General features: G+C 53.5%; 23 protein-coding genes. 19 read left to right on the top strand and 4 right to left on the bottom strand.

Annotation, left to right across the window (positions count from 1 at the left end):
- Nucleotides 1–70 precede the first annotated feature (70 nt).
- Nucleotides 71–1,720: an inorganic phosphate transporter gene (locus OMQ46_RS08865; RefSeq protein WP_266236395.1), complete on the bottom strand. Its 1,650-nt coding sequence runs from the start codon at nt 1,718–1,720 to the stop codon at nt 71–73.
- A gap of 138 nt (nt 1,721–1,858) precedes the next feature.
- On the opposite strand from OMQ46_RS08865, the gene dsbD reads away from it, so the two are divergent.
- From dsbD to OMQ46_RS08770, 19 genes are all read left to right on the top strand, one after another.
- The gene (gene dsbD, locus OMQ46_RS08860; RefSeq protein ID WP_266236394.1) at nt 1,859–3,694 is read left to right on the top strand and encodes a protein-disulfide reductase DsbD; all 1,836 of its coding nucleotides are present in this window, start codon (nt 1,859–1,861) and stop codon (nt 3,692–3,694) included.
- A 148-nt stretch (nt 3,695–3,842) separates the two neighbouring features.
- On the top strand, nt 3,843–4,277 hold the full coding sequence (gene aroQ, locus OMQ46_RS08855; RefSeq protein ID WP_266236393.1) for a type II 3-dehydroquinate dehydratase: 435 nt from the start codon (nt 3,843–3,845) through the stop codon (nt 4,275–4,277).
- 23 nt (nt 4,278–4,300) lie between these two features.
- Nucleotides 4,301–4,771, top strand: coding sequence for an acetyl-CoA carboxylase biotin carboxyl carrier protein (gene accB / locus OMQ46_RS08850; protein ID WP_266236392.1), 471 nt, complete (start codon nt 4,301–4,303; stop codon nt 4,769–4,771).
- Between the two features lie 54 nt (nt 4,772–4,825).
- Nucleotides 4,826–6,166 carry an acetyl-CoA carboxylase biotin carboxylase subunit gene (accC, locus tag OMQ46_RS08845; protein ID WP_266236391.1) on the top strand — a complete coding sequence of 447 codons (1,341 nt, stop codon included), beginning with the start codon at nt 4,826–4,828 and terminating at the stop codon, nt 6,164–6,166.
- On the top strand, nt 6,166–7,038 hold the full coding sequence (gene prmA, locus OMQ46_RS08840) for a 50S ribosomal protein L11 methyltransferase (protein WP_266236390.1): 873 nt from the start codon (nt 6,166–6,168) through the stop codon (nt 7,036–7,038). The genes accC and prmA overlap by 1 nt, the downstream gene beginning before the upstream one ends.
- The gene (dusB, locus tag OMQ46_RS08835) at nt 7,028–8,029 is read left to right on the top strand and encodes a tRNA dihydrouridine synthase DusB (protein ID WP_266236389.1); all 1,002 of its coding nucleotides are present in this window, start codon (nt 7,028–7,030) and stop codon (nt 8,027–8,029) included. Before prmA ends, dusB begins: the two co-directional genes overlap by 11 nt.
- Nucleotides 8,026–8,316, top strand: coding sequence for a DNA-binding transcriptional regulator Fis (gene fis / locus OMQ46_RS08830; protein ID WP_266236388.1), 291 nt, complete (start codon nt 8,026–8,028; stop codon nt 8,314–8,316). Before dusB ends, fis begins: the two co-directional genes overlap by 4 nt.
- 34 nt (nt 8,317–8,350) lie before the next feature.
- Nucleotides 8,351–9,916, top strand: coding sequence for a bifunctional phosphoribosylaminoimidazolecarboxamide formyltransferase/IMP cyclohydrolase (purH, locus tag OMQ46_RS08825; RefSeq protein WP_266236387.1), 1,566 nt, complete (start codon nt 8,351–8,353; stop codon nt 9,914–9,916).
- A 14-nt stretch (nt 9,917–9,930) separates the two neighbouring features.
- Nucleotides 9,931–12,552, top strand: coding sequence for a class I adenylate cyclase (locus OMQ46_RS08820; protein WP_266236386.1), 2,622 nt, complete (start codon nt 9,931–9,933; stop codon nt 12,550–12,552).
- Nucleotides 12,553–12,637: 85 nt separating this feature from the next.
- On the top strand, nt 12,638–13,666 hold the full coding sequence (gene argC, locus OMQ46_RS08815; protein WP_266236385.1) for an N-acetyl-gamma-glutamyl-phosphate reductase: 1,029 nt from the start codon (nt 12,638–12,640) through the stop codon (nt 13,664–13,666).
- The gene (locus OMQ46_RS08810) at nt 13,666–14,364 is read left to right on the top strand and encodes a DUF6776 family protein (protein WP_266236384.1); all 699 of its coding nucleotides are present in this window, start codon (nt 13,666–13,668) and stop codon (nt 14,362–14,364) included. The genes argC and OMQ46_RS08810 overlap by 1 nt, the downstream gene beginning before the upstream one ends.
- 8 nt (nt 14,365–14,372) lie before the next feature.
- Nucleotides 14,373–14,825, top strand: coding sequence for a bactofilin family protein (locus OMQ46_RS08805; protein ID WP_266236383.1), 453 nt, complete (start codon nt 14,373–14,375; stop codon nt 14,823–14,825).
- 83 nt (nt 14,826–14,908) lie between these two features.
- Nucleotides 14,909–15,253 carry an iron-sulfur cluster insertion protein ErpA gene (gene erpA, locus OMQ46_RS08800; RefSeq protein WP_266236382.1) on the top strand — a complete coding sequence of 115 codons (345 nt, stop codon included), beginning with the start codon at nt 14,909–14,911 and terminating at the stop codon, nt 15,251–15,253.
- A 130-nt stretch (nt 15,254–15,383) separates the two neighbouring features.
- A complete protein-coding gene (locus tag OMQ46_RS08795) occupies nt 15,384–16,649 on the top strand; it encodes a DUF2254 domain-containing protein (protein ID WP_266236381.1) in 1,266 nt (421 codons plus the stop codon).
- A gap of 78 nt (nt 16,650–16,727) precedes the next feature.
- The gene (locus OMQ46_RS08790; protein WP_266236380.1) at nt 16,728–17,327 is read left to right on the top strand and encodes a TetR/AcrR family transcriptional regulator; all 600 of its coding nucleotides are present in this window, start codon (nt 16,728–16,730) and stop codon (nt 17,325–17,327) included.
- Nucleotides 17,328–17,336: 9 nt separating this feature from the next.
- On the top strand, nt 17,337–18,497 hold the full coding sequence (locus OMQ46_RS08785) for an efflux RND transporter periplasmic adaptor subunit (protein WP_266236379.1): 1,161 nt from the start codon (nt 17,337–17,339) through the stop codon (nt 18,495–18,497).
- A 2-nt stretch (nt 18,498–18,499) separates the two neighbouring features.
- Nucleotides 18,500–21,643 (top strand): efflux RND transporter permease subunit, encoded by a 3,144-nt coding sequence (locus OMQ46_RS08780; protein ID WP_266236378.1) that lies wholly within the window; start codon nt 18,500–18,502, stop codon nt 21,641–21,643.
- Nucleotides 21,640–23,052, top strand: a complete 1,413-nt coding sequence (locus OMQ46_RS08775; RefSeq protein ID WP_266236377.1) for an efflux transporter outer membrane subunit — start codon at nt 21,640–21,642, stop codon at nt 23,050–23,052. The genes OMQ46_RS08780 and OMQ46_RS08775 overlap by 4 nt, the downstream gene beginning before the upstream one ends.
- Before the next feature lie 72 nt (nt 23,053–23,124).
- Nucleotides 23,125–23,304, top strand: coding sequence for a PLDc N-terminal domain-containing protein (locus OMQ46_RS08770; RefSeq protein WP_266236376.1), 180 nt, complete (start codon nt 23,125–23,127; stop codon nt 23,302–23,304).
- Nucleotides 23,305–23,353: 49 nt separating this feature from the next.
- Here the strand turns inward: OMQ46_RS08770 and gloA are convergent, their stop codons facing one another.
- Genes gloA through OMQ46_RS08755 form a run of 3 tightly spaced genes read right to left on the bottom strand, consistent with a single transcriptional unit; the run spans nt 23,354 to nt 26,302 of the window.
- A complete protein-coding gene (gene gloA / locus OMQ46_RS08765; RefSeq protein ID WP_266236375.1) occupies nt 23,354–23,908 on the bottom strand; it encodes a lactoylglutathione lyase in 555 nt (184 codons plus the stop codon).
- Between the two features lie 47 nt (nt 23,909–23,955).
- Nucleotides 23,956–24,909, bottom strand: a complete 954-nt coding sequence (corA, locus tag OMQ46_RS08760) for a magnesium/cobalt transporter CorA (RefSeq protein WP_266236374.1) — start codon at nt 24,907–24,909, stop codon at nt 23,956–23,958.
- 40 nt (nt 24,910–24,949) lie between these two features.
- A complete protein-coding gene (locus tag OMQ46_RS08755; protein WP_266236373.1) occupies nt 24,950–26,302 on the bottom strand; it encodes an alanine/glycine:cation symporter family protein in 1,353 nt (450 codons plus the stop codon).
- Nucleotides 26,303–26,407 lie beyond the last annotated feature (105 nt).

Here is a 26,407-nt window from a genome sequence, read left to right as displayed (position 1 = left end):
CTTAGCTGGCAATCCCCGACATCAGTGTGACGCTTTAGTGACAGCCAGATGACAGTCTCTCCAGCCACGATCAGGTCATCACCCCCCGGATGGTATAGAACAAAATGGCTGACAAGACGGCTGCTGACGGCACGGTAATCAGCCAGGCGGTGATAATTTTCTTCATCATATCGCGCTTGACGTAAAGGCTCTTCTTCTCTTTCTTGAGCGTTTTCTTGGCTTTTTTCAGCGTGCCTTTTTCTTCGTCAATGGCCCGATACAAATCAGTGATACGCTCATAATCGCTGACAGTTTTGTCTTTTTTCTCCATCAGCACATTGAGTTCACTGCGCAGGGCGCTGAGTAAGCGTTTTTCTTCCTTGATTTCACGCTCATCCTGTTCAATTTCGTCTTCCAGACTTTCCGCCCGTTCCAGCCATTCACGCAGGAACCCCACACCAAATACGGCGCCGATGGCAACATGGGTAGTACTGACCGGCAAACCCAGTTGACTGGCAATAATCACTGTTATCGCTGCCGCCATCGCTATAGAAAAAGCCCGCATCTGATCCAGTTCGGTGATTTCGCCGCCCACGGTACGGATAAGACGTGGCCCGTACAGTGCCAGACCCAGCGCGATACCCAAAGCACCTACGGCCATCACCCAGAATGGAATACCGGCCTCGGCAGTGATGCCACCGGTGATAATGGCATCATGAATTGCCGCCAGTGGCCCGATCGCATTCGCCACGTCATTGGCGCCGTGAGCAAAGCTCAACAAAGCCGCGGCAAAAATCAAAGGAATCGTAAACAGCACATTAACGCTGGCACGGTCATTGGTGAGCCGTGGCAAACGCTGTTTGACCGTTCGCTTGACCAGGAAATACACCAGTATGCCAATCACAAAGCCAATAATGAGTGCATCCACCATGCTGGGTTTGGAGCCGAAATCCATCCCCAGAGACAGGCTCTCATTGATAAAGCCCGTCAGACCCGGCCAGACTTTTTTCAAGCCCTTGATAACCAGATAGGTGACAAAAGCCCAGGCCATAATCGCGACATACACCGGCACCCATTTGGATGAAGCCGTGATCTTGTCATCCTGGAAGATGATGGTTTTTTTGATGGCATAAAGAAAGATAATGGCAATCACGCCGCCAATCACCGGTGAAATGACCCAGGAACTGGCAATTGCGCCCATCGTGCCCCAGTCCACAATGCTGAAACCAGCGGCGGCGATGCCGGCGCCCATGACACCGCCGACAATAGAGTGCGTCGTGGAAACCGGCGCCCGGGCAAAAGTAGCCAGGTTGAGCCACAGTGCCGCGGCCAGCAGCGCCGACATCATCGCCCAGACAAAGTCCTGCGTATTACCGCCAAAACCATTGATGTCGATGATGCCTTTCTTGACGGTGGAGACCACGTCACCCCCGGCGATAATGGCGCCGGCCGCCTCAAAAATCATTGCGATAATAATCGCACCGCCCATGGTCAGAGCTTTGGAGCCGACTGCCGGCCCCACATTGTTGGCAACATCATTGGCACCGATGTTCATCGCCATATAGGCACCAAACACGGTCGCCACGGCAAGAATCAGGCTGCTGGTGCCATCACCACTGATGTTGTAGCTGTAAACCAGCGCCAGCACCATGAACAGCAGGGCCAGGCCGATGCGCGTGAGTTCACCATGACTCTTTTTATAAGCTTGCTTTTCTAGCTGATGGATGTCTTTTATTTCCACATTAATACCGTCAGTTGCTTATCAAAAATGAGGCAATTATTGCAGCATTGTGACAACAGGCATACCCCGTAGGAGACGGATGTAACTTCACACTGCTAAGATTGTCTAGCTAAATACTGTGATGGCAAGCCCTGAAGAATGATGAAAAAATTTTTGCTTTTATGTCTGTTACTACTGGTTTCCAGCGCCCATGCGCGGACAGGATTTCTGGAAGGCCTGGGGCTGAGCCAGTCTGATGATGTCCCGCCACTGGTCGAAGAAGCCTTCCAGTTCAGCGCTGAAGTCAATGATGCCAACATCGTCATTGCACGCTGGCAGGTGATGGAGGGCAATTACCTCTACCGCGATAAATTACGTTTCGATATCGTCGGCAACGACAACGTCCACCTTGGCAACTTCATTTTGCCACCGGGTGAAAATAAAAACGATGAGACCTTCGGACTGGTCCAGGTTTACCATCACGATCTGGCACTCAAGCTGCCATTGGATCGCCCTCAGGCCGCACAGCAAGTGACACTCAAAGCCTATTTTCAGGGCTGCTCTGAAACGTTTGGTATTTGTTACCCGCCCAGTGTGCAACAGGTCAACCTCACCCTGCCGGTCGCAACAGAATCAAGCACCGAGCCGCTTACGCCTGTTCCAGCTGCCGAATCATCCAATTCAGCTGGTCACCCCCTCAGCGAACAGGATCGGCTGGCACAACGTCTGGCCGAGGACAATCTTATTCAGATTTTTATCGGCTTTCTGGGGTTGGGGCTGTTGTTAACTTTTACGCCCTGCGTGCTGCCAATGATTCCTATCCTGTCCAGTGTCATTGTCGGCGAAGGCGAGAAGATTACCACTCGCCGTGCTTTTGCTCTGTCTCTCATTTATGTACTGGCAATGTCAGTGACCTATACGGCTGCCGGTATACTCACCGGTCTACTCGGTGAAAACCTGCAGAGCCTGTTCCAGAATGCCTGGGTTATCAGCAGCTTCAGTCTGCTGTTTGTTCTACTCGCTATGTCAATGTTTGGTTTATACGACCTGCAGTTGCCTCATGCACTACAACACCGGCTGCATCAGCTGACTCATCGCCAGCAGGGTGGCAGCTTTATTGGTGTCGCCGTGATGGGTCTGCTGTCAGCGCTGATAGTGGGTCCCTGCCTGGCACCGCCACTGGCTGCCGCACTGATATTTATCGGTCAGCATGCTGACCCCTTCCTGGGCGGGCTGGCATTGTTCGCACTGAGTATCGGCATGGGCATACCGCTGCTGATTATCGGCACCTCTGCCGGTTCACTGCTACCACGAGCGGGGGACTGGATGAATGTGATCAAAGCCATCTTCGGTGTGTTGCTGCTGGGCCTCGCTATCTGGATGCTGGAACGTATTCTGCCCGGCTGGCTGACGCTGCTCTTGTGGGGTGGCCTGCTGATTGTCACCGCCGTCTACATGGGTGCACTCAACAGTCTGCAGATAGATGCCAGCGGCTGGAGCAAGCTTTACAAGGGTCTGGGGCTGATTCTGCTAATTTATGGTTCGCTGTTGATGGTCGGAGGAGCCAGTGGCAGTCAGAACCTCTGGCAGCCACTGCAGCTGACCGCAGCCAGCCCTTCAGTAACGGCGTCTCAACCTACTCAACTGATATTCAGTAGGGTAAATAATCTCAATGAGTTGCATAACCGACTGCAAAACACACAAAAGCCGGTCATGCTCGATTTCTACGCCGACTGGTGTACCGACTGTAAAACTATGGAAAAAACGACCTTCCGGGACCCGGCCGTGGTAGCGGCACTCGACGACTATCTTCTACTCAAGCTGGATATGACTGACAATACCGAAGCTCATCAGGCCATGCTTAAAGCCCTGAAGGTCTTCGGACCGCCCACCATGCTGTTTTACAACGCTGACGGCGAGGAGTGGCGGGATTACCGTTTAGTGGGCCATGTCAGCGCAGAAAAAATGCTGGAGCATCTGTCAAGCCTGCCCTGATGACAAGATCATGAAAATTTCAAGAAAGCAGCCATTTCGACGAAAATAGCGACAAAAGTCTGCCTTTTGTCCTGCTCAACTGGACATTAACCCCTTGCTGGTGCACAATTCGGCCTAATTGAATTTTGACCGCTTTGTAAGGATCGTCATGGCGAATATTCTTGTGCTGAACGGCCCCAATCTCAATCTGCTGGGGACGCGCGAGCCAGAACATTATGGTGCAGAGACCCTCGCTGATATCGAGGACCGTCTGCGCAGCATGGCGACGGAAGCCGGTCACCAGTTGGATTTTTTTCAGAGCAACGCTGAACATGCCCTTGTCGACAAACTGCATGAAAGCCGCCAGAACACCGACTTCATCCTGATAAATCCAGCCGCTTTTACTCACACCAGTGTGGCGCTTCGCGATGCTTTGGCCGCCATTGCCATACCGTTTATTGAAGTACACATCTCCAATGTTCACGCCCGCGAGTCATTCAGACAACATTCCTATCTGTCTGATATCGCCAGAGGCGTGATCTGCGGACTGGGTGCGCAGGGTTATGAACTGGCTCTGCAAGCCGCCATCAAACAACTCAACTGATAACTATTATTAAAGGTTAACGCATGGATATTCGCAAAATTAAGAAACTCATCGATCTTATTCAGGAATCCGATGTCGCCGAGATTGAAATTTCCGAAGGCGAAGAATCAGTACGCATCAGCCGTAATAGCTCCGTTGCTCCCCATTATGCCCCACCCGCTGCACCGCCACAGGTAGCGATGCCTGCCGCAGCGCCGGCACCCGCAGCCGCCGCTGAAACCGCAGCACAATCAGCGGCTTCTGAAGCCAAAGCGAATGAAGCCAATGCCGTACGCTCACCGATGGTGGGTACCTTCTACCGTTCTTCCTCGCCGGAAGCCGCCGCTTTTGTTGAAGTCGGCCAGAAAGTCGCCGCCGGTGACGTTATCTGTATTATCGAAGCCATGAAAATGTTCAACCAGATCGAAGCCGATCGTAGCGGTACCGTCACGGCTATCCTGGTCGAAAACGGTCATCCGGTTGAATTCGATGAGCCTCTGATCGTTATAGAATAACGGCCCGCCGCTCTCGGCACACTGCTCATCCTGAACTGTGGATTTGAACAAAATATGATCGATAAAATTGTTATTGCCAACCGGGGCGAAATTGCCCTGCGTATTCTTCGCGCGTGCTGGGAACTGGGTATAAAAACCGTAGCAGTTCACTCCAGTGTGGACCGCGATCTCAAACATGTGTTGCTGGCAGACGAAAGTGTCTGTATTGGCCCGGCCCCATCCAGTGACAGCTATCTGAATGTGCCGGCGATTATCAGTGCTGCTGAAATCACCGATGCCACCGCGATTCATCCGGGCTATGGTTTTCTCTCAGAGAATGCCGATTTCGCTGAAAGGGTCGAAGAAAGCGGCTTTATTTTCATTGGCCCACGTGCTGAGACCATTCGCCTCATGGGTGACAAAGTTTCTGCCATCAAAGCCATGAAAGAGGCTGGTGTGCCCTGTGTGCCCGGCTCTGACGGCCCGCTGGGCAACGATGATGCCACCAATCTGCGCCTGGCCCGTGAAATCGGCTACCCGATTATCATCAAAGCAGCCGGTGGTGGTGGCGGCCGCGGCATGCGGGAAGTGCACAGTGAAGCCCACCTGCTCAATGCCATTGCCCTGACCAAAAGCGAGGCCCGTGCCGCTTTCGGTAACGATATGGTCTACATGGAAAAATTCCTGGAGAACCCGCGCCACATCGAGTTCCAGGTATTGGCCGATCAGCATGGTAATGCCATCCACCTGGGTGAACGTGACTGCTCGATGCAGCGTCGCCACCAGAAAGTTGTGGAAGAATCACCGGCGCCGGGCATCACCCAGGAAATGCGTGACCGCATGGGTGCGATTTGTGCTGAAGCCTGTGTTCGCATCGGCTACCGTGGTGCCGGTACTTTCGAATTCCTGTATCAGGACGGCGAATTTTACTTCATTGAAATGAATACCCGTATCCAGGTGGAACATCCGGTCACTGAACGCGTCACCGATATTGACCTGGTTGCAGAACAGATCCGCATCGCTGCTGGTGAACCGCTGTCGATTAAACAGGATGATGTGGTGATGCGCGGTCATGCCATCGAGTGTCGTATTAATGCGGAAGATCCCCGTACCTTTATGCCCAGTCCGGGCAAGATCACGCATTATCATGCACCGGGCGGTGCCGGGATCCGTATGGACTCCCATATCTACAGCGGCTACAAAGTGCCACCCAACTATGATTCTCTGATTGGCAAACTGATTGCCTATGGTAAGGATCGTGATTCGGCGATTGCCCGCATGCAGACCGCGCTTAAAGAGATAGGCATTGAGGGCATCAAGACCAATGTCGAATTGCAACGTGACATCATGGACGACACCCACTTCCAGACTGGTGGCACCAACATCCACTACCTTGAAAAGAAACTGGGACTCTGATGGCCTGGGTTCAGTTTATCTGCCATACCGCTCCCGACAGCGCTGAAGCCCTATCTGAAGCATTGAGTGAGTGTGGCGCGGCAGCGGTGACCTTTGAGGATGATGCCGACCAGCCCATCTATGAACCGGATCCGGGTGAAACGCCCCTATGGGCCGATACCCGGTTGACCGCACTGTTTGACGCTGAAACCTCAGAACAATCTGTGCTCGATATGCTGACCACGCTGTTGCCGGAAGTGCCCAGGTTTCGTGTCGAGGCGGTCGAAGACAAGGACTGGGAACGGGAATGGATGGCCAATTTCCAGCCCATTCAGTTTGGCGACAGGCTCTGGATTGTTCCCAGCTGGCACAAAGCGCCGGATGAACAGGCTGTCAATATTCTGCTGGATCCGGGGCTGGCTTTCGGCACCGGTACGCATGCGACCACCGCCTTATGTCTGAACTGGCTGGATCAGGCCGATTTAAAAGGCAAATTTGTGATTGATTACGGCTGTGGCAGTGGCATCCTGGCAATCGCAGCAGCCTTACTGGGCGCTGAACGTGTGATTGGCGTCGACACCGACCCGCAGGCGCTGGAAGCCACGCGAGAGAATGCCCGTCGTAACGGCGTCGAAATCGAGGCTTACCTGCCGGGCAACTGCCCGGATGAACCCTGTGATCTGCTGCTGGCCAATATCCTTGCCGGCCCCCTGCAGAACCTGGCACCGCGCTTTGCCAACCTCTGCAAACCCGATACCCAGCTGGTGCTTTCGGGCATTCTGCAAAGCCAGGCAGATGAGGTTGCTGAAAGCTACGCACCCTGGTTCACGATGCAGCCAGCGGTAAGCCGTGAAGACTGGGTCAGACTGACCGGAGTCAGACATGCCATCTGAACTGATGATCGGCCCCTACAGCCTGCCCAACCGGCTTTTTCTGGCCCCCATGGCAGGCGTGACAGATCGCCCCTTCCGTCAGCTCTGCAGACGTTTGGGCGCAGGCATGGCCGTTTCCGAGATGATCACGGCCAACAAAGCCCTGTGGGCAAGTAAGAAATCTTTATTGCGGGCCAATCATGAAGGTGAACCGGAACCGCGTAGCGTCCAGATAGCCGGCGCCGATCCGCAAATGCTGGCGGAAGCGGCCCGGCACAATGTCGGCGAAGGCGCACACATCATCGACATCAACATGGGCTGCCCGGCGAAAAAGGTCTGCAATGTGATGGCCGGCTCTGCGCTGCTGCAGAATGAAAAGCTGGTCGCAGAGATTGTGACATCCGTGGTCAGTGCGGTGGATGTCCCGGTCACATTGAAAATACGCACCGGCTGGGATCGTGATAACCGCAATGGCGTCAGGATTGCCCGTATCGCCGAAGAGGCAGGTATTCAGGCACTGGCGGTGCACGGCCGTACCCGGGCTGATGCTTACAAAGGCGACGCTGAGTACGACACCATTGCAGAGATTAAATCCCGCGTTTCGATACCGGTGATTGCCAATGGCGATATTGATTCGCCGCAGAAAGCGGCAGCAGTATTGCAACAAACCGGGGCTGACGGCCTGATGATCGGTCGTGGTGCACAGGGTAATCCGTGGATATTTCGCCAGATCCTGCATTTTCTGGACCATGGCACGCTGCTACCCGATCCCGAAGTCACTGAAATTAAACAGGTCTTGATTGAGCACCTGCAAAACCTGTACGATTTTTACGGTGATTACACCGGTGTTCGCATGGCACGCAAACACATCGCCTGGTATAGCAAAGGCCTTCGCAATGGTAATGCTTTCCGCCAGGCAATGAATCAGTTTGAGCAGCCGCCACAACAGCTGCGATTCACCCGCGAATTTTTTGAGCAACTAGAACAACAACAGGACTCTCAAGCCGCATGACTAAACCATTAGCCAAAGATCCATCGACTTGCGCTGAATTGGGTGTTGCGGCCGAGCATACGACAGCACCACTCAGTGACTGCGTCTCCCAGGCCCTGGCTGACTACTTCGAGCAACTCGAAGGTCACCCTGCGGCCAACCTGTATGACATGCTGATGACCGAAGTCGAAGTGCCGTTATTGAAAGCGACACTGGCACACACTCATGGTAATCAAAGCCGGGCGGCCGAAATTCTCGGTATCAACCGCGGCACCCTGCGTAAAAAACTCAAGCTCTACGGCTTGTAAACACACATTTTCTTTAGCCTGGAACTTCTTTTTGATGAATAAGATCAAACGTGCTCTATTGAGCGTCTCCGACAAGACTGGTGTGCTTGAGCTGGCACAGGAACTGAACCGACTTGGTGTCGAGCTGCTGTCCACCGGCGGCACCGCCAAGTTGCTGAGTGAGGCCGGCCTGCCAGTCAAGGAAGTCTCTGAACATACCGGTTTCCCGGAAATGATGGCGGGACGTATCAAAACGCTGCATCCCAAAATCCATGGTGGTCTGCTGGGCCGTCGCGGTACCGATGATACTGTCATGCAACAACATGACATTGCGCCCATCGATCTGGTGGTCGTCAACCTGTATCCATTCGAAGCGACCATCGCCCGCGATGATTGCACGCTGCCCATGGCAATCGAAAATATTGATATCGGCGGTCCTACCATGCTGCGGGCTGCGGCAAAGAACCATGCCGATGTGACGGTACTGATCGACCCTGCCGATTACAGCCGCGTCCTTGAACAAATTGAAGCCAATGGCGGGGTCGATGATGCGACCCGTTTTGATCTGGCAGTGAAGACCTTCGAGCACACCGCGCATTACGACGGTGCGATTGCTAATTATCTGGGTAAACGGTCCGATAACGGGTATATGAATACTTTTCCGCGCACCTTCAACAGCCAGTTTAGCAAGAAGCAAACTATGCGCTACGGCGAAAACCCGCACCAGAAAGCGGCCTTTTATGTTGAAGGCGAACTGGAAAGTGGCACCATCAGCGCAGCAGTTCAGTTGCAGGGCAAAGAACTCTCCTACAACAATATCGCCGATACCGATGCCGCGCTGGAGTGTGTCAAAGCATTCCCGGAGTCGCCGGCCTGCGTGATCGTCAAGCATGCCAACCCCTGTGGCGTTGCTACCGCTGACAGCCTGCTGGCCGCTTACGACCTGGCCTTCCAGACTGACCCCACCTCGGCGTTTGGCGGCATTATCGCCTTCAACCGGCCACTGGATGCCGATACCGCCAAAGCCATTATAGAGCGTCAGTTCGTCGAGGTGATCATTGCCCCTTCAGTGGCAGAGGATGCCAGGGCAGTGGTGGCACAAAAAGCGAATGTGCGCCTGCTTGCCTGTGGTGAATTTGCTGAAAACCCGGCTGATAGTCTTGATTTCAAACGGGTTAATGGCGGCCTGCTGGTTCAGGATCGCGATGATGCGCTGGTGCACACCGATGAACTGAAAGTGGTAACAGAGACCGCACCGACCGATGAGCAAATGCAGGATCTGCTGTTTGCCTGGCGTGTGGCCAAGTTCGTCAAATCCAATGCTATTGTCTATGCCAAAAACCAACAGACCGTCGGTATCGGTGCCGGTCAGATGAGCCGTGTAGTGAGTAGTCGTATCGCTGGAATCAAAGCAGAAGACGCCGGTCTGGTGGTACCCGGTGCCGTGATGGCATCTGATGCCTTCTTCCCATTCCGTGACGGTCTTGATGCCGCTGCTGAAGCCGGCATTACAGCCGTGATTCAACCCGGTGGTTCAATGCGTGATGATGAAGTCATTGCCGCTGCCGATGAACACGGCATCGCTATGGTCTTCACAGGCATGCGCCACTTCAGACATTAACAGGCCAGCGGACAGTGGATCGGGTTCAGGCGCAGCGTTTTTTCCAGACGCATAACCACGAACGCATCCAACGTCTGCTTCAACTGGCACCGGCAAGGCACCGCCTGGTTCTGGAACTGCTGCCATTTCTGTTTCATCTCAATGCCAAACTACTGCCGGGGTATATTGACGAAGATACCCCGGCCGGTCTGATTGACTACCGGCCCGGCAAAATCACGCTGGATAGCGTCCGGCAACTTGAAAAAAATTTCCGTTACCGACAAAAGGCACTGCGACGCTATCCACTTCGTGGCCTCTATCTTATTCAACCGCACAGCCTGTTGCGTTACCCCAAGCATCCCCGATTCGGTCTGTGGCTGTTACACACTGATCTGCTCAAAGAAAATCAGCGTGCGCAGCTACAGCAAAAAGTCGACGCCGTTGCTCTCTGGGCGCGTGAAAACGGTATAGAACTCGATACCAAGCTATTGTCGGAAGCAGCTGTCGCCCGTGGTGCTCTGACAGCCTGGGAACGCGATCAACTCTACAGCGCCGGTCTGGTGCTGGCCGGCAGTCAGCCATACTGGTGGCTGACCAGTCCCGAAGAAGACCGGAACTATAGTGCCTCTGTCGAAAATATACGATCCCAACGTCTGCTCAGCCCGGTCAGCCTGATTGATTTTGGCGCTGTCGGCAGGTTTGATGCTCATAGCCTGTTTTATCAAGCCCGCAGTGTGATTAATGACAGCCTGCATGACGGTAACCAAGCGCTGTCACTGGCTTACCTGCGTCGCTGCCTGACAGCCCCTGATGATGCCGCACTGTCATCACGGTTAAAACAACAGATGTATCAGCAACAGACTGACACCGGCCGCATGGACCCGGGCTATCTCAAGTTGCTTTGCCTGCAACAGCAAACCGACTGGACTGAATGGCAACGTCTTTTTTATCTCGGCCAACCTGAGAGGCTGAGCAAACCGATCAGACAAGCCACACATCCCTGGCGGCGTCAGTTTATGGAAAATCGGGTCAGTGAATGGGGCTGGGATGCAGACAAGCTGAAACAGCTCGATGACAGTATTGATGACATTCTCCGTATAGATCACGATTACCAGGCTCTGGGTCGTTTGAGTGCCGAAGTAATCAACCTGCTCGCGGCGTTTTGCCATGAACAGCAGTTGGACGCAACTGAGGCTCTGCAGCAATTGAAGACCGGCCATCGTCTGCGCTATATGCCTGCCGTGAATCAGGTCGCGCTACTGCCTGCGCCGCTGAGACCGGACTCGGGGAACGAAAGTCTTTTCCTCACCCGTTTTCGTGATCACAATCAATGGTGTTTAAGTCGTCAGGCGATGCTGGCGCCGGGCGATGCCAAGCTATTTGAACATGAACACCTGCTGCAGGTATTGGCTTATGGGGTAGGGAACCGACTGATGAGCCGCAGCAACTGGCTCAGTGTTAATGATCAGCACGGAAAAGTCTCCACCAAGCTTGTCGTTGAGCTGTGTCAGCAACTCTGCCGCAGTCAACTGCCCGGGCTGGAACTCAATTTTGACGCTATCAATGCGGCTGAACAAGACCGGCTTGACAGCATCAATCTGTTTATCAATCTTGAGGCAGAAGCCGGAGACAAGCTCTCACAGCAAGGCCTGCAGTTATCAAGCAGACTCAACGACCCACTGAATTACAGCAGTTACCACCAGAGCCTGGTGACCTCACTGGAAGGCTTGCTAATTAGCCGTCTCGGTGCCTGCTACAGCTTTCAATTCCGAGGGCCACTGGCCGTCATGGCATTTCTGGAACACATGCTGGCCTGGCAACCGGATACCGACACGAGTTGGCACCGTTGGTGTCCGACACCGGTTTTCGGTCAAACTATCAGCCTGCGCCTGGATGATCTGATGAATCAAGTTATCAGCCATTACCACCGTTACCCAGACAGCGGCCGGTTTGTTCTGTCCATGGCTGACCGCCTCTACAGCCTGCAATGGCAACAACAACAGATTAATCTGCTCAAACAGCCGCTGTCACAGGACCTCTTGCAAACCCTGGCCAGTCGGCGTGACGGATTTGAAGCAGTCAGACTGGATCGCTATCTGGACAGGGACAGCCTGTTCAATAGCCTGCTGCAGTTCCAGTCACCGCAACGGATAAATGTGTTTATCTATCTCGAAAATAACACCATTACCTGTTATCTGCTGGATGAGTTCGCCAACCTGATTAAACTACCGTATCAGCATCTGACAGAGGCCACGCTGGTCGCCCACCTGCAACTGTTTCTGTCAGAAATTCGCCAACGCAATCAAGTCCCGCAACTGCGGTTTTATCATCTTAACCGGCAACACGCTCAATGGCGTGCCAGTCCAGTGGCCGTCACCAAGCAGGTCAGTACTTATCTGCCGGTCAAAGTCGCCATGAGCAGCACTGCCAACGATGCCCACTGCAGCATTATCTGCGGGCCCCAGCAGTTTGAAGGCACTGCCGATGATCCGGCATTGTTTGATCGGGTACGCCAACTGGTGCTGAACCTGCGAAGCCGTCATTCGCAATATCCGGTGTATCTCAATAGTCTTCAGTTTGCTGATGGTCGTTACTATCCAGCCGCTGTCTACATGCAGCAAAAACAACGCCTGGAGCAGCTTTTTAACCCTGTGTGAATCAGACGCAGCCGGTTTTTTGCTGTCTGCAGGCCAGCATAATTTGGGTATACTGTCGGTTTCTAGAGCAACGACAGAGCAAAGCATGATCAAAGTCGGAATTGTTGGCGGCACCGGTTACACCGGCGTGGAATTGCTGAGACTATTAGCCAACCATCCAGAAGTATCGCTGGAAGTCATCACTTCGCGCAGTGAGGCTGGCATGGCGGTCAGTGAATTATTCCCCAACCTGCGTGGCCATATCGATCTGACTTTCAGTGAGCCCGACCCGGCCGTGCTGGCCCAATGCGACGTGGTGTTTTTCGCCACTCCCCATACTGTGGCTATGGCGCTGGTGCCGGAGTTGATCAAACGCGATACCCGGGTGATAGATCTGTCAGCCGACTTTCGTCTCAAAGACCAGGCCGTCTGGGAACAATGGTACAACACGCCGCATACCTGTCCGGAACTGTTCGACAAAGCTGTTTACGGGCTGCCGGAACTCAACCGTGATCAGATTCGCACAGCCCAGCTTGTGGCTGTGCCCGGCTGTTATCCCACCGCGACGGAACTGGGTTTCCTGCCCCTGCTGGAAGCCGGCCTGATTAATCCCAAACAGCTTATCGCCGATGCCAAAACCGGTGTCAGCGGTGCCGGCCGCAAAGCCGTTATTCCGATGCTGATGGCGGAAACCAGTGGCAGCTTCAAGGCTTACGGCGTTTCCGGTCATCGACATCTGCCGGAGATCAAAGAAATACTGTCCGCCCATTGCGGTGAAGACGTGGATCTGACTTTTATCCCCCATCTGGTCCCGATGGTACGGGGTATTCATGCCACGCTGTACGGCAGACTTAATCAGGACGCGGATCTACAGACTTTATTTGAAGATCGCTACCGCGATGAGCCGTTTGTCGATGTGATGCCGGCAGGCAGTATGCCGGAAACCCGCAGTGTGAACGGCTCCAATGTCTGTCGTCTTGCGGTACATCAGCCACAGGGCAGCGATACCGTGGTGGTGCTGTCAGTTATCGACAATCTGGTCAAAGGTGCCTCGGGTCAGGCGATACATAACATGAATATCATGTTCGGTCTGAACGAAACTACCGGCATTAACGTTATCGCGACCATGCCCTGATGCTGGATCGTCCCTACGTTATTCATCACCGGCGCCCCTATCGCTGCCTTGTGCTGGCGGTGTTGGGTATTGTGCTGACTGCTGCAGCGATTCTGTTCTGGGGTCAGCAATGGCAGCAGAAACAACTTCAAAACCTGTCAGGGTTGAAGTCTCAGCATCAACAGATGCTGGCGGAGAATCAGCGGTTAACAGAAGAGAACCGCCAGTTGCAGGAGCAACTGATGGACATCAATCAAATGCAGGCGCTGCAGCAGGCTACTGATTCGCAATTGCAGACGGAATTGCAGTTATTGCAGGACAGGGTGATCGAACTCAATAAGGAACTGCTGTTCTATCAAAATATCACTCAAGGCGATGCCAGCAGTGAATTACAGGTGCGTGAACTGCATCTTCGGGCTGTCACTGACGACGCCACAGCCTATCTGTACCGGATTGTTCTGACTCAGGGTAAGCGAATCACCAAGTCCATTAAAGGTGATGTACTGATTACACTGAATCTGAAAGGAGACGGTGAAGCCCAGTCGCGACTGGTGGAGACCCAGGCGCTCAATATACGGCATGTGCAAGTGCTTGAAGGCACATTGAAATTAGCAGAGAATGAAACACCGGACAGTATTCGGGTCATGCTGAGACAGTCCGATAAAACCCTGACCGAGCGGACATTCAAGTGGGAAGTCACCACCTCCCCGGCATCATGAGGTAAATCATGTTCAACAAAAATAAAGCCAAGAAAAAGAAATCGACCAGTCGCATTGATACTTTGATCGGTCGGCACACACATATCAGAGGCGACATCAGTTTCAGTGGTGGCCTGCGCGTTGACGGCTCCATTGAAGGCAATATCAATGCTACCGGTGATGACACCTCGGTGCTGACGCTTAGTGATCACGGCAGTATTGATGGCGAAATCCGGGTGCCCAATATCATCATTAACGGCCAGGTCAATGGCAATGTGTTTGTGTCCAACCATGTGGAACTGGCACCCAAAGCCCGCATTAACGGTAATCTCTACTACCGTTTGCTGGAGATGGCGATGGGAAGTGAAGTGAACGGTCACTTAATCCGTGCCCAGGAAGAAGACACCGATATCCTGCAATTGGAGCATGAAGTGTTTGAAGAAGGTGCCGAATTTCATCTGGAACAGAAAGCAGAATCCTGATTGATTTTGCCTAAATCTTGACTAATTTAGTCAGAATTTGGATAATATTTGACCAGTAACTAAGCTAATTTTGGAGTGACTATATGACCAGCGAAATGCCCAGCCCTATTATCTTTACCGAGGCAGCGGCAGCTAAGGTCAGCGAATTGATCGCTGAAGAAGGCAACGATCAACTGAAACTGCGCGTATTCATCACTGGCGGTGGCTGCTCCGGCTTCCAGTATGGCTTTACTTTTGAAGAAGACGTCAGCGAAGAAGACACCCAGGTTGAAAAAGGCGGTGTCACCCTGCTGATTGACCCTGCCAGCTACCAGTATCTGGTTGGCGCGGAGATTGACTTTACTGATGGCATTGAAGGTTCACAGTTTGTCATCCGTAACCCGAATGCCACCACGACCTGCGGCTGTGGTTCCTCATTCTCACCCTGATACCCGGTCTGACAACAGACAATAAACCGGTGCGGCCTGACCTCACCGGTTTTTTTGTGCCAGCTGCCAGCAAATTGTGTGTCAGGCCATGGTTGGTTATGCTTGATTCAGGTCGCAGACGGAGAGACTGATGTTTTCCAAATGGCAATGGCTGTTAACCCAGCTGGGTAGAAAGTTATGGCTGCGTTCAGCGCTGTTCGCCTTACTGGCGGTATTCACCGCATTGATTGCCATCCCGGTCGAGCTCTTTATCAAAGACCCCTTCCCCTTCAGTATCGGTGCCGAATCTGTCGGCCAGATCCTCAATATCCTGGCTTCCAGCATGCTGGCCGTGACCACCTTCTCGCTGAGCGTGATGGTCTCTGCTTATACGGCTGCCAGTTCCAGCGCAACACCCCGCGCCACCAAACTGGTACGTCAGGACTCGACCACGCAGAATGTGCTGGCGACCTTTATCGGCTCCTTCCTGTTCAGTCTGGTCGGCATTATTGCCCTCAGTACCGATCTCTATGGTGATAACGGCCGCTTGATCCTGTTTGCCGTCACTATCGGCGTGGTAGTGATTATTGTGGTGACCATGTTGCGCTGGATTGAACATCTATCGATGCTGGGCCGGCTGGGTGAGACCACCAACCGGGTTGAGGAAGCCGCCAGTCGAGCAATACAACAACGCATCGATTACCCCTGTCTGGGGGCACGCCGACTCGACTGGGACAAGCTGCCCAACTACTTTGACAGGCAGATCTATCCGGCGCAGACCGGTTATATACAGCATATTGATATCAGCAGACTCAATCACTACGGTGAGCAGTATGATTCTGAAATTTCAGTGCTGACCGAGCCCGGTCAATTTATTCATCCGGCAGAAGCCATCGCCAGTTTTGAAGGTGAACTCACTGAAGAGATTGAAAATGCAGTCCGTTCCGCCTTTACCGTGGGCAATGAACGCTCCTTTGATCAGGATCCCCGTTTCGGTCTTTCCGTGCTGGCAGAGATCGCTTCCCGTGCGTTGTCGCCTGCCGTCAATGATCCGGGTACAGCCATTGATGTGATCAGCCGCACGGTACGGCTGTTATCACCCTGGCGAGAGCATGTACGCATAGAAGATGATGACGAAAAAATCGTCTATCCCCATGTTCGCGTTTCAGAAATTCAACTGGAAGGACTGTTTGAAGATGTGTTTTTGCCGATTGCCCGTGATGGTGCCGGCATGATCGAGATTCAGCTTCGTCTGCAGCGGACCCTGCTGGCGCTCAAGCGCCTCTGTCCCGACTGTTTTGCAGAGCAGGTTGAGCTCCATTCCAGACTGGCTTATGAGCGCGCTGAAATAGCACTCCAGCTGAATGCTGAAAAAACACGGCTCAAGCAAGTCGTCGACAAAATTCAGCAAAACTAATCAACGTCCATCACCGCTGTTTACATTAAAGTGCTGGCCCCCTAAAATGAATGAACGTTCATTCATTTTGAGTCTACTATGACGCAGCCCTCCCCCAAGGACAAACAGGAATTAATACTGCAGGCGACGCTGGAAATGCTATCGAGCAATGGCTTTCATGGTTTTTCGATGAAGCAGCTGGCCAACCGGGCCGGTGTTGCGACCGGGACGATCTACCTCTATTTCAAGGACCGTGAAGCGCTCATTGCCGAACTGCACAGTCGCATTATCGAAGCCTTTGCCGAAGCCGCTTTTGCCGATCACGATGGTGCCTTATCCCTAAAACAACGCTATCAGCGAATTTGCGCCAATATTTGGCATTTCTGCATCAATAACCGCGCAATTACCCTCAGCAAGGCACAGTTTGATCACCTGCCCACCGAGATCTTACGCAGCCAACGTCAGGCTGCCTGGCAGCAGTTCCAGCCCCTGCGCGACCTGTTTGCAGAAGGTCGGAGGCAGAAGCTGATCAAGGACTTACCTGATGATGTGCTCGGCAGCCTGAGTTTTGAACCCTATATGTACATGGCCAGTCAGCAATTGTTGGGCGTAATACAGGTGGATCAGACACAGTTGAATCAGATTATGGATGCATCCTGGGATGCAATTGCTACCGGTGCCGAGCAGGTCCGGAATTAGGAGAATGCAATGACTTTTAGTTTGAGAATGCCCCTGCTGATGACGTTGCTGGGGGCTTTACTACTCTCCGGCTGCGAACAGCAGGCTGAAACGCAGTCCAGCACACAAAAGCGGCCGCCAGCGGCGGTGAATGTGATGACACTGGCGCCACAGGCGGTCACCCTGACCAGTTCATTGCCGGCCCGCACCGTGGCCTACCGTAAAGCTGATGTCAGACCACAGGTGAGCGGCATCATCGAAAAGCGCCTGTTTGAGGAAGGCTCACAAATTGAAGCCGGCCAGCAACTGTATCAGATTGATCCTGCCTTGTTTGAGGCGGAACTGGCTAATGCCCGCGCCGAGCTTGCCCGCGCCGAAGCCGCTCTGAAAACCGCCGAAGCACGGAAAAGTCGTTATCAGAATCTGCTCGATGATAATGCTATCAGCCGCCAGGAGTATGATGACGCACTGGCGACTTTCCAGCAGGCCGAAGCCGAAATACAAGTTCGCCGGGCGATGCTCAAAACTGCCCAGACCAACCTCGATTACACCCGTGTCAATGCGCCGATCTCAGGCCGCATCGGCAAGTCCAATGTCACCGAAGGGGCACTGGTCACGGCACAGCAGTCAGAGGTGTTGGCGACCCTGCATCAACTGGATCCGATTTATATCGATATCTCCCAGCCTTCCCGTGCCCTGCTGGATCTGCGAAAAAAAGTCATTGATCGCGAGATTAACCAACAGTCAGCACCCACCGTGACACTGACTCTGGAAGACGGCAGCGTCTACCCGCATAAGGGCAAGCTGCAATTTGCCGAGGTCGATGTCGATCCCTCTACCGGTGATGTGGTGTTACGGGCGATCATGCCCAACCCGGATCAACTGCTACTGCCGGGCATGTTTGTCCGCGCAGAAATTACCGAAGGCCAGATCGATGCAGCCATTCTGGCGCCGCAAAAAGCAGTCAGCTTTAATCGTGAAGGCAAAGCGACCGCGTTTGTCGTGACTCAGAATAATAAGGTCGCGTCACGCGAACTGAATGTGGGTCGCGCGATTGACGGTCACTGGCTGGTCAAGTCCGGACTCAGTGACGGTGATCAAGTGATTGTGGCCGGGCTGCAGAAAATCGCGCCAGGCGCCAGGGTCAACATTGACCAACAGCTTGAGCAAACGCGAGTAGGCGGAGACTGATTATGGCGCGGTTTTTTATTGATCGTCCGGTTTTTGCCTGGGTTATCGCGATCCTGATCATGCTGTCCGGCTTACTGGCCATCTTTCAGTTGCCGGTCTCACAATACCCGGAAGTAGCACCGCCCTCGGTGGAAATACGTACCACCTATCCGGGTGCTTCAGCGGCGACAGTGGAAGATTCAGTGATACAGGTTCTGGAGCAGAATCTGACCGGTATCGACAATGTGTTGTACATGTCAGCCACCAGCGATTCCACTGGCATCGGTCAACTTACCATCACCTTTGAGGCTGGCACCGACCCGGATATTGCCCAGGTCCAGGTTCAGAACAAATTACAGTCTGCGATGCCGCTGCTGCCGCAGGAAGTTCAGGAGCAGGGCATTCGCGTGACTAAATCCAGCACCGGCTTTCTCATGGTGCTGGGCTTTGTATCTGCTGACGGTAGTATGGATCGCTACGATATCGCCGATTATGTTGGCGCCAACATTCAGGATCCGCTGAGCCGGGTCAACGGCGTCGGCCGGATTCAAATCTTCGGTTCACAGTATGCGATGCGGATCTGGCTCAATCCCCAGCAACTCAATCATTACAAGCTGACTACCGGTGATGTCGTGCTGGCGATCCGCGCTCAGAATGCCCAGATTGCCGCCGGTGAATTAGGCGGTTCGCCCGCGGTGGCTGATCAGCAGTTCAATGCCAATATCGTGGTTCAGACCCGGCTGGAAACACCGGAAGAGTTCAGCAATATTATCCTCAGGGTGAATCAGGATGGTTCCCGTGTCCGTCTGGGCGATGTCGCCCGGGTAGAACTGGGCGGTGAGAATTACCAGTACGAAACCGAATATAACAAGCAACCCGCTGCCGGTATTGGTATCAGCCTTGCCTCCGGCGCCAATGCGCTGGACACAGCAGCCAATGTCCGTGAGCGAATCAGCCAGTTAGACGACTTCTTCCCGCAAGGGCTGGAAGTCGTCTATCCCTATGACACTACCCCCTTTGTCAAACTGTCGATTGAGAGTGTGGTGCACACCCTGCTGGAAGCTATCGTACTGGTATTCCTGGTCATGTATCTGTTCCTGCAGAATTTCCGCGCTACGCTGATTCCCACCATCACCGTGCCGATCGTGCTTTTAGGCACATTCGCTGTGCTCTATGCCTTCGGTTATTCCATCAATACGCTGACCATGTTCGCGATGGTGCTGGCGATCGGTTTGCTGGTCGATGATGCCATTGTGGTAGTGGAAAACGTAGAGCGGGTCATGCACGAAGACCGCCTGTCGCCCAGAGAGGCAACACGTAAGTCGATGGATCAGATCACAGGCGCTTTAGTCGGTATTGCCCTGGTGGTATCGGCCGTGTTTATTCCGATGGCATTTTTCGGCGGTTCCACCGGTGTCATATACCGACAGTTTTCGATTGCTGTGGTCTCCGCCATGGCTCTGTCGGTCCTGGTGGCGCTGACGCTAACCCCCGCGCTGTGTGCAGCATTTCTCAAACCTAGTAATGAAGAACCAGAGGATCGCAAAGGCTTTTTCGGCTGGTTCAATCGCAATTTCAACCGCGCTTCGCATAGCTATCAGCGCAGTGTTGAGCACATGATTGGTCGAAGTGGCCGTTATATGCTGATTTATGTCGTGATAGTTGCGGTACTGGCGGTTCTGTTTACCCGGTTGCCCGGCTCTTTCCTGCCGGAAGAGGATCAGGGACTGATGTTCAACCAGATGGTGTTACCCCCCAACGCATCGATGGAGCGCTCTATTGAGGTAATGAACAAAGTCGAAGACTTTTATCTGGAACAGGAAAAAGACAATGTCGAGTCAGTATTCTCAGTGATTGGCTTCAGCTTCGGGGGGCGTGGTCAGAACAACGGCCTTGCCTTTATCAATATGAAAGACTGGAATGAGCGCACAGAACCCGAGCAGCACGTGCAGCAGGTGGCAGCCAGAGCAAATGCGTATTTTGCCGGCCTCAAAAATGCGATGGCTTTTGCTATTGCCCCCCCGCCTATCCGTGAACTGGGCAACGCCAGTGGTTTTGAAATGCAACTGCAGGATCTGGGTGGACTGGGTCATAAGGCCCTGATGGATGCGCGCAGTCAGTTACTGCAACTGGCAGCGCAGGAGCCGATGCTGACCGGCGTTCGCCATAATGGTCAGGACGATACACCGCAATTCAAACTGGATGTCGATCACACCAAAGCAGCCGCCTTTGGCGTCGATCTAAGCGATATCAACAATACCTTCAGCACCGCCTGGGCCTCAAGCTACGTCAATGACTTCATTGATCAAGGGCGTATCAAACGTGTCTACGTACAGGGCGATGCACCCTATCGGATGATGCCGGATGATGTGGGTGAATGGTATGTGCGTAATGATAACAATGAAATGGTATCACTGGCTTCGTTGACTGAAAGTCGCTGGATTTACGGCTCACCCCGGTTGGAGCGCTACAATGGCGTGTCTTCTGTCAACATTCAGGGTGAAGGTGCGCCCGGTGTCAGCTCAGGCGTTGCCATGCAGATTATGGAGAGACTGGTGTCGCAGTTACCTGAAGGCATTGGTTTCGAGTGGACCGGGCTGTCTTTACAGGAGCGCCAGTCCGGTGATCAAGCACCGCTACTCTACGCCGTGTCGATTCTGGTCGTCTTCCTCTGCCTGGCCGCCCTTTATGAAAGCTGGTCGGTCCCCTTCTCGGTCATGCTGGTGGTGCCACTCGGGGTGTTGGGGGCCGTTCTCTTTGCCTTGCTGCGCGACCTGTCCAATGATGTGTTTTTCCAGGTTGGGCTGCTGACGACGATTGGCCTGTCATCCAGAAACGCGATACTTATCGTCGAGTTCGCCAAATCTCTTTATGAGAAAGGCATGTCTCTCAACGAGGCGACGCTGGAAGCAGTGCGGATGCGGCTACGACCGATACTGATGACCTCACTGACCTTTATGCTGGGGGTCACACCACTGATGATTGCCGCCGGGGCCGGCTCCGCCAGTCAAAATGCGATTGGCACCGGCGTCTTCGGTGGTATTTTTACTGCGACAGTGCTGGCGGTATTCTTCATTCCGGTCTTCTTTGTGGTGGTCTTCAGCCTGGCCGAGCGACTCAGCCGCAAGCAAAACGACAGTGAAAGCGCAGAGGAGATAAGGGCATGAACAATATCACCAGACTCAGCGCAGCAGCCTGCCTGATGCTGCTTGCATCGGCCTGCTCAATGATCCCGGATTATCAGCGGCCGGAACCGGTTATTGACCTGGCGCAACAGACACACAGCGATACTGACAGCATGGTTGTGGCCGAACTCGGCTGGCAGGACTTTTACCGCGATAGTGCACTGCAACAATTGATTGAGATGGCATTGACGCAGAATCAAGCGCTAAAGGTAGACGCGCTGAGCGTGCAGCAACTGCAGCAGCAGTATCGGATACAGCGAGCGGCTCGCTTGCCTGCTGTCGATGCTCAGGGTGAAGCCAGCCGTAGCCGGACACCCGAATCTCTGAGTTTTGCAGGCAGAAGCGGTATCACTGAACAGTACAGCGTTGGCCTGGGTATAACCAGCTGGGAAATCGACTTTTTCGGCCGAATTGAAAGTCTTTCTGAATCCGCCCTGCAGCAATATTTTGCCAGTCGCACTGCACGAGACAGTGCCCAGCTCAGTCTGATTGCCGAAGTGGCTGACAGCTGGTTCAGCTGGCAGGCCGCGGAAGCGCAGACAGCACTGGCAACTGAAACCCGACAGGCACGTGAAGAGAGTTATCAGCTAATAAACAAACGCTTTGCTAATGGCCTCGCCTCCGAGCTGGATCTGAGACAGGCGGAAACCGCCGTGCATGAAGCTCGGATCCTTGAGGCGCAGTACCGCCAGCAGGCCAATCAGTTCTTTACCAGCCTCCAACTGTTAACAGGACAGAACCTGGATAAATCCCAGTGGCAGTCTGAATGGGGAAAAATCGGTCAGTTGCAGGATTTACCTGTCGACCTGGCTTCTGATGTGCTGTTGACACGTCCCGATGTATTGCAGGCGGAATATCAGATTAAGTCGGCCAATGCCGATATCGGTGCGGCACGCGCCGCCTTTTTCCCACGGATCAGTCTGACTGCCAGTCTGGGTCTTGCTGGCAGTACTCCGGCCCAGCTCAGTGACAGCGGCAGCCGCCAGTGGCAGATTGCACCACAGTTCACGCTACCTTTACTGGACTGGGGTGTGAACCAGGCCAATCTGGATGTCGCAGAATTACAGAAAGACATTACTATTGCCCAGTATCAGCAAGTGATACAGCAGGCCTTCAAAGAAGTCCGCGATGAAATGGAGGCCCGGATCACACTGGATGACCAGCTAAAAGCACAGCAGGATCTGACTAAGGCCACACAGCGCAGCCTGGCACTCGCCCGGTCCCGCTTCAATGCCGGCGTTGACAGCTATCTCGATGTGCTGGATGCACAGCGCAGCGCGATTAACAGTCAATTGAACCTGATTGATATTGATCTACAGCGACTGCGAAACCAGTTAACGCTGTTTAAAGCATTGGGTGGGGGCCTTTATGCTGATTCGGCAGAACTGTGAATTCAAAGGTTTGTTCTGATGAGAAATTTCTATTAATCTGGCACTGCATTACACAACAACAAGGAGAGAATAATGGGAGTAGAAGTAGGTGGGTTATTAGGTCTTATCTGGCTGATTATTGTTATCTGGGCCATTATCAAGGTAGCAAACAGTCCGGCCGGCGGCGGCGCTAAAGCATTGTGGATTTTGATTTTGCTGCTGTTCCCATTAGTTGGCCTGATTATCTGGTTCTTCCTTGGACCCAAGGGCTGAACCGGGCAACGAAAAAAGGGGCTTTACGCCCCTTTTTATTGTCTGGCTGTCAGGCCAGATGTTCCTTCAACAACCCGGGCTGACGCGCGGGGGTAAAGATTTCGATCCAGTAGCCATCCGGATCCTGTATGAAAGCAATACCCTTCATTTTTCCATCATTGGGCTTTTTCACAAACGGCACCCCCATTTTCTCGAAACGCTCGCAGGCCGCATCAATATCCGACACGGCGAAACCAATATGGCCGAAACCGCGCGGATCACTGTTGCCATTGTGATAACTGACTTCGTCCTTGTCTTCATCGCCCCAGTTATGGGTCAGTTCCAGCATCGCCGGCATGGCAAAGGTCTGCTTGATTCTCTCTTCATTGTCCTCAGAAATAGCTTCGGCCTGCTCCGGTGACAAAGCCGCCATAAAATAGAGCGTGAATTCCATCGCCGGGAAATCAAAGCGTTTAACCAGGGTCATGCCCATGACTTCACTGTAAAATTTCAGCGTGCGCTCGGGATCTTTAATCCGAAACATGGTTTGGTTGAACACAAAGTCATGGGTGGCTGGATCGTGGGTTTCACTCAGCCCCATGGCCTCGTCAAAATGTCTGCTCATATTTCTCTCCTTTTTGGTTTATCGCTTCGGCATCATCGCAACGGTGATTACAGCCAGCCTTTTCGCTTGAAATAGAAATAAGGCGCCATACCCGCAGCCACCATAAGACCGATAGCCAGCGGATAGCCGTATTGCCAGTCAAGCTCAGGCATGAACTCGAAATTCATGCCGTAGATACTGGCAATCAGCGTTGGCGGCAGGAAGACCACAGCGGCAATCGAAAAGGTTTTGATGATCTGCGCCTGACGGATGTTGATAAAACCCTGGGTTGAATCCATCAGAAAGTTGATTTTGTCGAACAGGAAACTGGTGTGGGTCATCAGTGTTTCCAGATCGCGACCGATTTCATAGAGCGTATCGCGCTGCTGCGATGGCTCCCGTAAATGCCGCAGCATAAACGAGATATCACGCTGGGTATCCATCAGACACAGGCGGATTTTGCCGTTACTGTCTTCCAGACGTGCCAGCTGACTGATAGCGGCTTCAAGATCGGCGGCTTCATCTTCCAGCACGGCGTGGCTGACCCGCTCCAGCTGATGATGAATATCCTCGATATTATCGGCGTGGTTTTCCACTTTCTGCTCAAACAGGGTCACCAGCAGTTCCGTCGGTGTTTCACAGCTGACCTGACCGCGACGGGCACGCATTCTCAGCAGGCGGAAATCACTGAGTTCACCGTCGCGAATTGCGATCAGTCGCTCGGGCTGCAGTACAAAGGCGACTGAAACCGTATGATGGCGACCTTCGGCCATGCCCAGAAACAGGGTATGCAGGTGGAGACCATCCTGATCGGTAAAACAGCGCGCCGAGGCTTCGATTTCCTCGACATCATCGACGTCCGGCAGCTCATCACTGAACAGTTTCGCCAGTAACGCACGCTCCTGCTCGTCCGGTTCAAGCGCATCAATCCAGTCCGCTGCCAGCAACTGGCTCTCCAGCCGCGACTCATCCAGTGGGATTTCCTGAATCAATCCATGCTCAATCTGATACAGACGTAACATTACAACTCCTGTCGGCGGTCAAAAGCTCAGCTTAGCGAGCTTATGTGATGTTTTGACGATCCTCAGCAGCTGTTATCGCAAAATAACGTCGGCTTTCCTGTCTGACGACGCCGGATAACAACAGAATACCTATCAGGTTGGGAATTGCCATGAGGCCGTTCATCAAATCAGAAAAATTCCAGACAAAGCTGAGCTCACGGGTGGCCCCGACCATCACCACCAATACAAACACCATCCGGAACACGATAATCGCGCGTTCATTGAACAGATACTCAATCGCTTTCTCGCCATAATAGCTCCAGCCTATCAGGGTGGAAAAAGCAAACAAAGCCGTTGCCACAGCAACGATTATCGTCCCAGTCTCACCCAGTGTTTGCGCAAAACTCAGACTGGTCAGAATGCCTGCACTAACCCCTTCGCGCCAGACATCGGCGGTGAGAATCACCAGTGCCGTGGCAGTGCAGACAACCAGGGTATCAATAAAAGTCTGGGTCATGGATACCAGCGCCTGTTTGACCGGGTCGCCGGTTCTGGCCGCCGCCGCGGCGATCGGTGCTGACCCCAGCCCGGATTCGTTGGAAAACACGCCGCGAGCCACCCCGTAACGAATCGCAGCTGCCACTGCCGCGCCGGCAAAACCACCACCGGCTGCGATGGGATTAAAGGCATGCCAGAAGATAAGACCGAATGCCTCTGGCACCTCACTGGCATTCATGGCAATAACCACCAGTGCCGCACCCAGATAAGTCACAATCATGAAGGGGACCAGCATCGAAGTGAAACGGCCAATCGAACGAATCCCGCCGATGAGTACCAGGCCGGTCAGTGCCATCAGGATGCCGCCGGTGAGCCAGTCAGCCATACCGAAGACTTCTTTCAATACCGCTGCCGCTGAGTTGGCCTGAGTCATATTGCCGATACCGAAAGCGGCACAGGCGGTGAACACGGCAAACAGCCAGCCCAGCCAGGGCAAACCTGCGCCCTTGGAAATGTAATACATCGGCCCGCCGCGCATGCCATTCTCGCCCTGTTCCCGGTATTTTACAGCCAGCAGCGCCTCGGCATATTTGGTCGCCATGCCCACCAGGCCGGTCACCCACATCCAGAATACAGCGCCGGGACCACCCAGCGTAATGGCGGTGGCTACACCGACGATATTGCCGATACCGACCGTGGCGGCAAGTGCGGTCGTCAACGCGGCAAAATGGCTGATATCGCCATGTCCTTTGAGATCCCTGTCAAAAACAAGTTTGAAAGCATGACCCAGGGCCCGGAACTGCAAGCCTTTGAGTATGAAAGTGAGATAGACGCCGGTGCCGACCAGCAGGATCAACATAGGTGGTCCCCAGACCCAGCCAGACAGGGTGGAGACCCATTGCGACAGCGTTTCCATAGCGTTTTCCTAAAGCGAGTACTGACTGAACTTATGTCAGTTGGCAGGCAGTGTCAAACTAGGGCGGCCAGCTGTAATGAGAAACTTATTGCGATGCAGAAAATG

It is taken from the genome of Methylophaga sp. OBS1, assembly GCF_026319365.1.
This window is presented reverse-complemented; position numbering and strand designations above follow the sequence as displayed.

Coding starts and splice junctions, on each gene's coding strand:
- dsbD (WP_266236394.1), top strand. CDS start 1,859: ATGATGAAAAAATTTTTGCTTTTATGTCTGTTACTACTGGTTTCCAGC.
- aroQ (WP_266236393.1), top strand. CDS start 3,843: ATGGCGAATATTCTTGTGCTGAACGGCCCCAATCTCAATCTGCTGGGG.
- accB (WP_266236392.1), top strand. CDS start 4,301: ATGGATATTCGCAAAATTAAGAAACTCATCGATCTTATTCAGGAATCC.
- accC (WP_266236391.1), top strand. CDS start 4,826: ATGATCGATAAAATTGTTATTGCCAACCGGGGCGAAATTGCCCTGCGT.
- prmA (WP_266236390.1), top strand. CDS start 6,166: ATGGCCTGGGTTCAGTTTATCTGCCATACCGCTCCCGACAGCGCTGAA.
- dusB (WP_266236389.1), top strand. CDS start 7,028: ATGCCATCTGAACTGATGATCGGCCCCTACAGCCTGCCCAACCGGCTT.
- fis (WP_266236388.1), top strand. CDS start 8,026: ATGACTAAACCATTAGCCAAAGATCCATCGACTTGCGCTGAATTGGGT.
- purH (WP_266236387.1), top strand. CDS start 8,351: ATGAATAAGATCAAACGTGCTCTATTGAGCGTCTCCGACAAGACTGGT.
- argC (WP_266236385.1), top strand. CDS start 12,638: ATGATCAAAGTCGGAATTGTTGGCGGCACCGGTTACACCGGCGTGGAA.
- OMQ46_RS08810 (WP_266236384.1), top strand. CDS start 13,666: ATGCTGGATCGTCCCTACGTTATTCATCACCGGCGCCCCTATCGCTGC.
- OMQ46_RS08805 (WP_266236383.1), top strand. CDS start 14,373: ATGTTCAACAAAAATAAAGCCAAGAAAAAGAAATCGACCAGTCGCATT.
- erpA (WP_266236382.1), top strand. CDS start 14,909: ATGACCAGCGAAATGCCCAGCCCTATTATCTTTACCGAGGCAGCGGCA.
- OMQ46_RS08795 (WP_266236381.1), top strand. CDS start 15,384: ATGTTTTCCAAATGGCAATGGCTGTTAACCCAGCTGGGTAGAAAGTTA.
- OMQ46_RS08790 (WP_266236380.1), top strand. CDS start 16,728: ATGACGCAGCCCTCCCCCAAGGACAAACAGGAATTAATACTGCAGGCG.
- OMQ46_RS08785 (WP_266236379.1), top strand. CDS start 17,337: ATGACTTTTAGTTTGAGAATGCCCCTGCTGATGACGTTGCTGGGGGCT.
- OMQ46_RS08780 (WP_266236378.1), top strand. CDS start 18,500: ATGGCGCGGTTTTTTATTGATCGTCCGGTTTTTGCCTGGGTTATCGCG.
- OMQ46_RS08775 (WP_266236377.1), top strand. CDS start 21,640: ATGAACAATATCACCAGACTCAGCGCAGCAGCCTGCCTGATGCTGCTT.
- OMQ46_RS08770 (WP_266236376.1), top strand. CDS start 23,125: ATGGGAGTAGAAGTAGGTGGGTTATTAGGTCTTATCTGGCTGATTATT.
- gloA (WP_266236375.1), bottom strand. CDS start 23,908: ATGAGCAGACATTTTGACGAGGCCATGGGGCTGAGTGAAACCCACGAT.
- corA (WP_266236374.1), bottom strand. CDS start 24,909: ATGTTACGTCTGTATCAGATTGAGCATGGATTGATTCAGGAAATCCCA.
- OMQ46_RS08755 (WP_266236373.1), bottom strand. CDS start 26,302: ATGGAAACGCTGTCGCAATGGGTCTCCACCCTGTCTGGCTGGGTCTGG.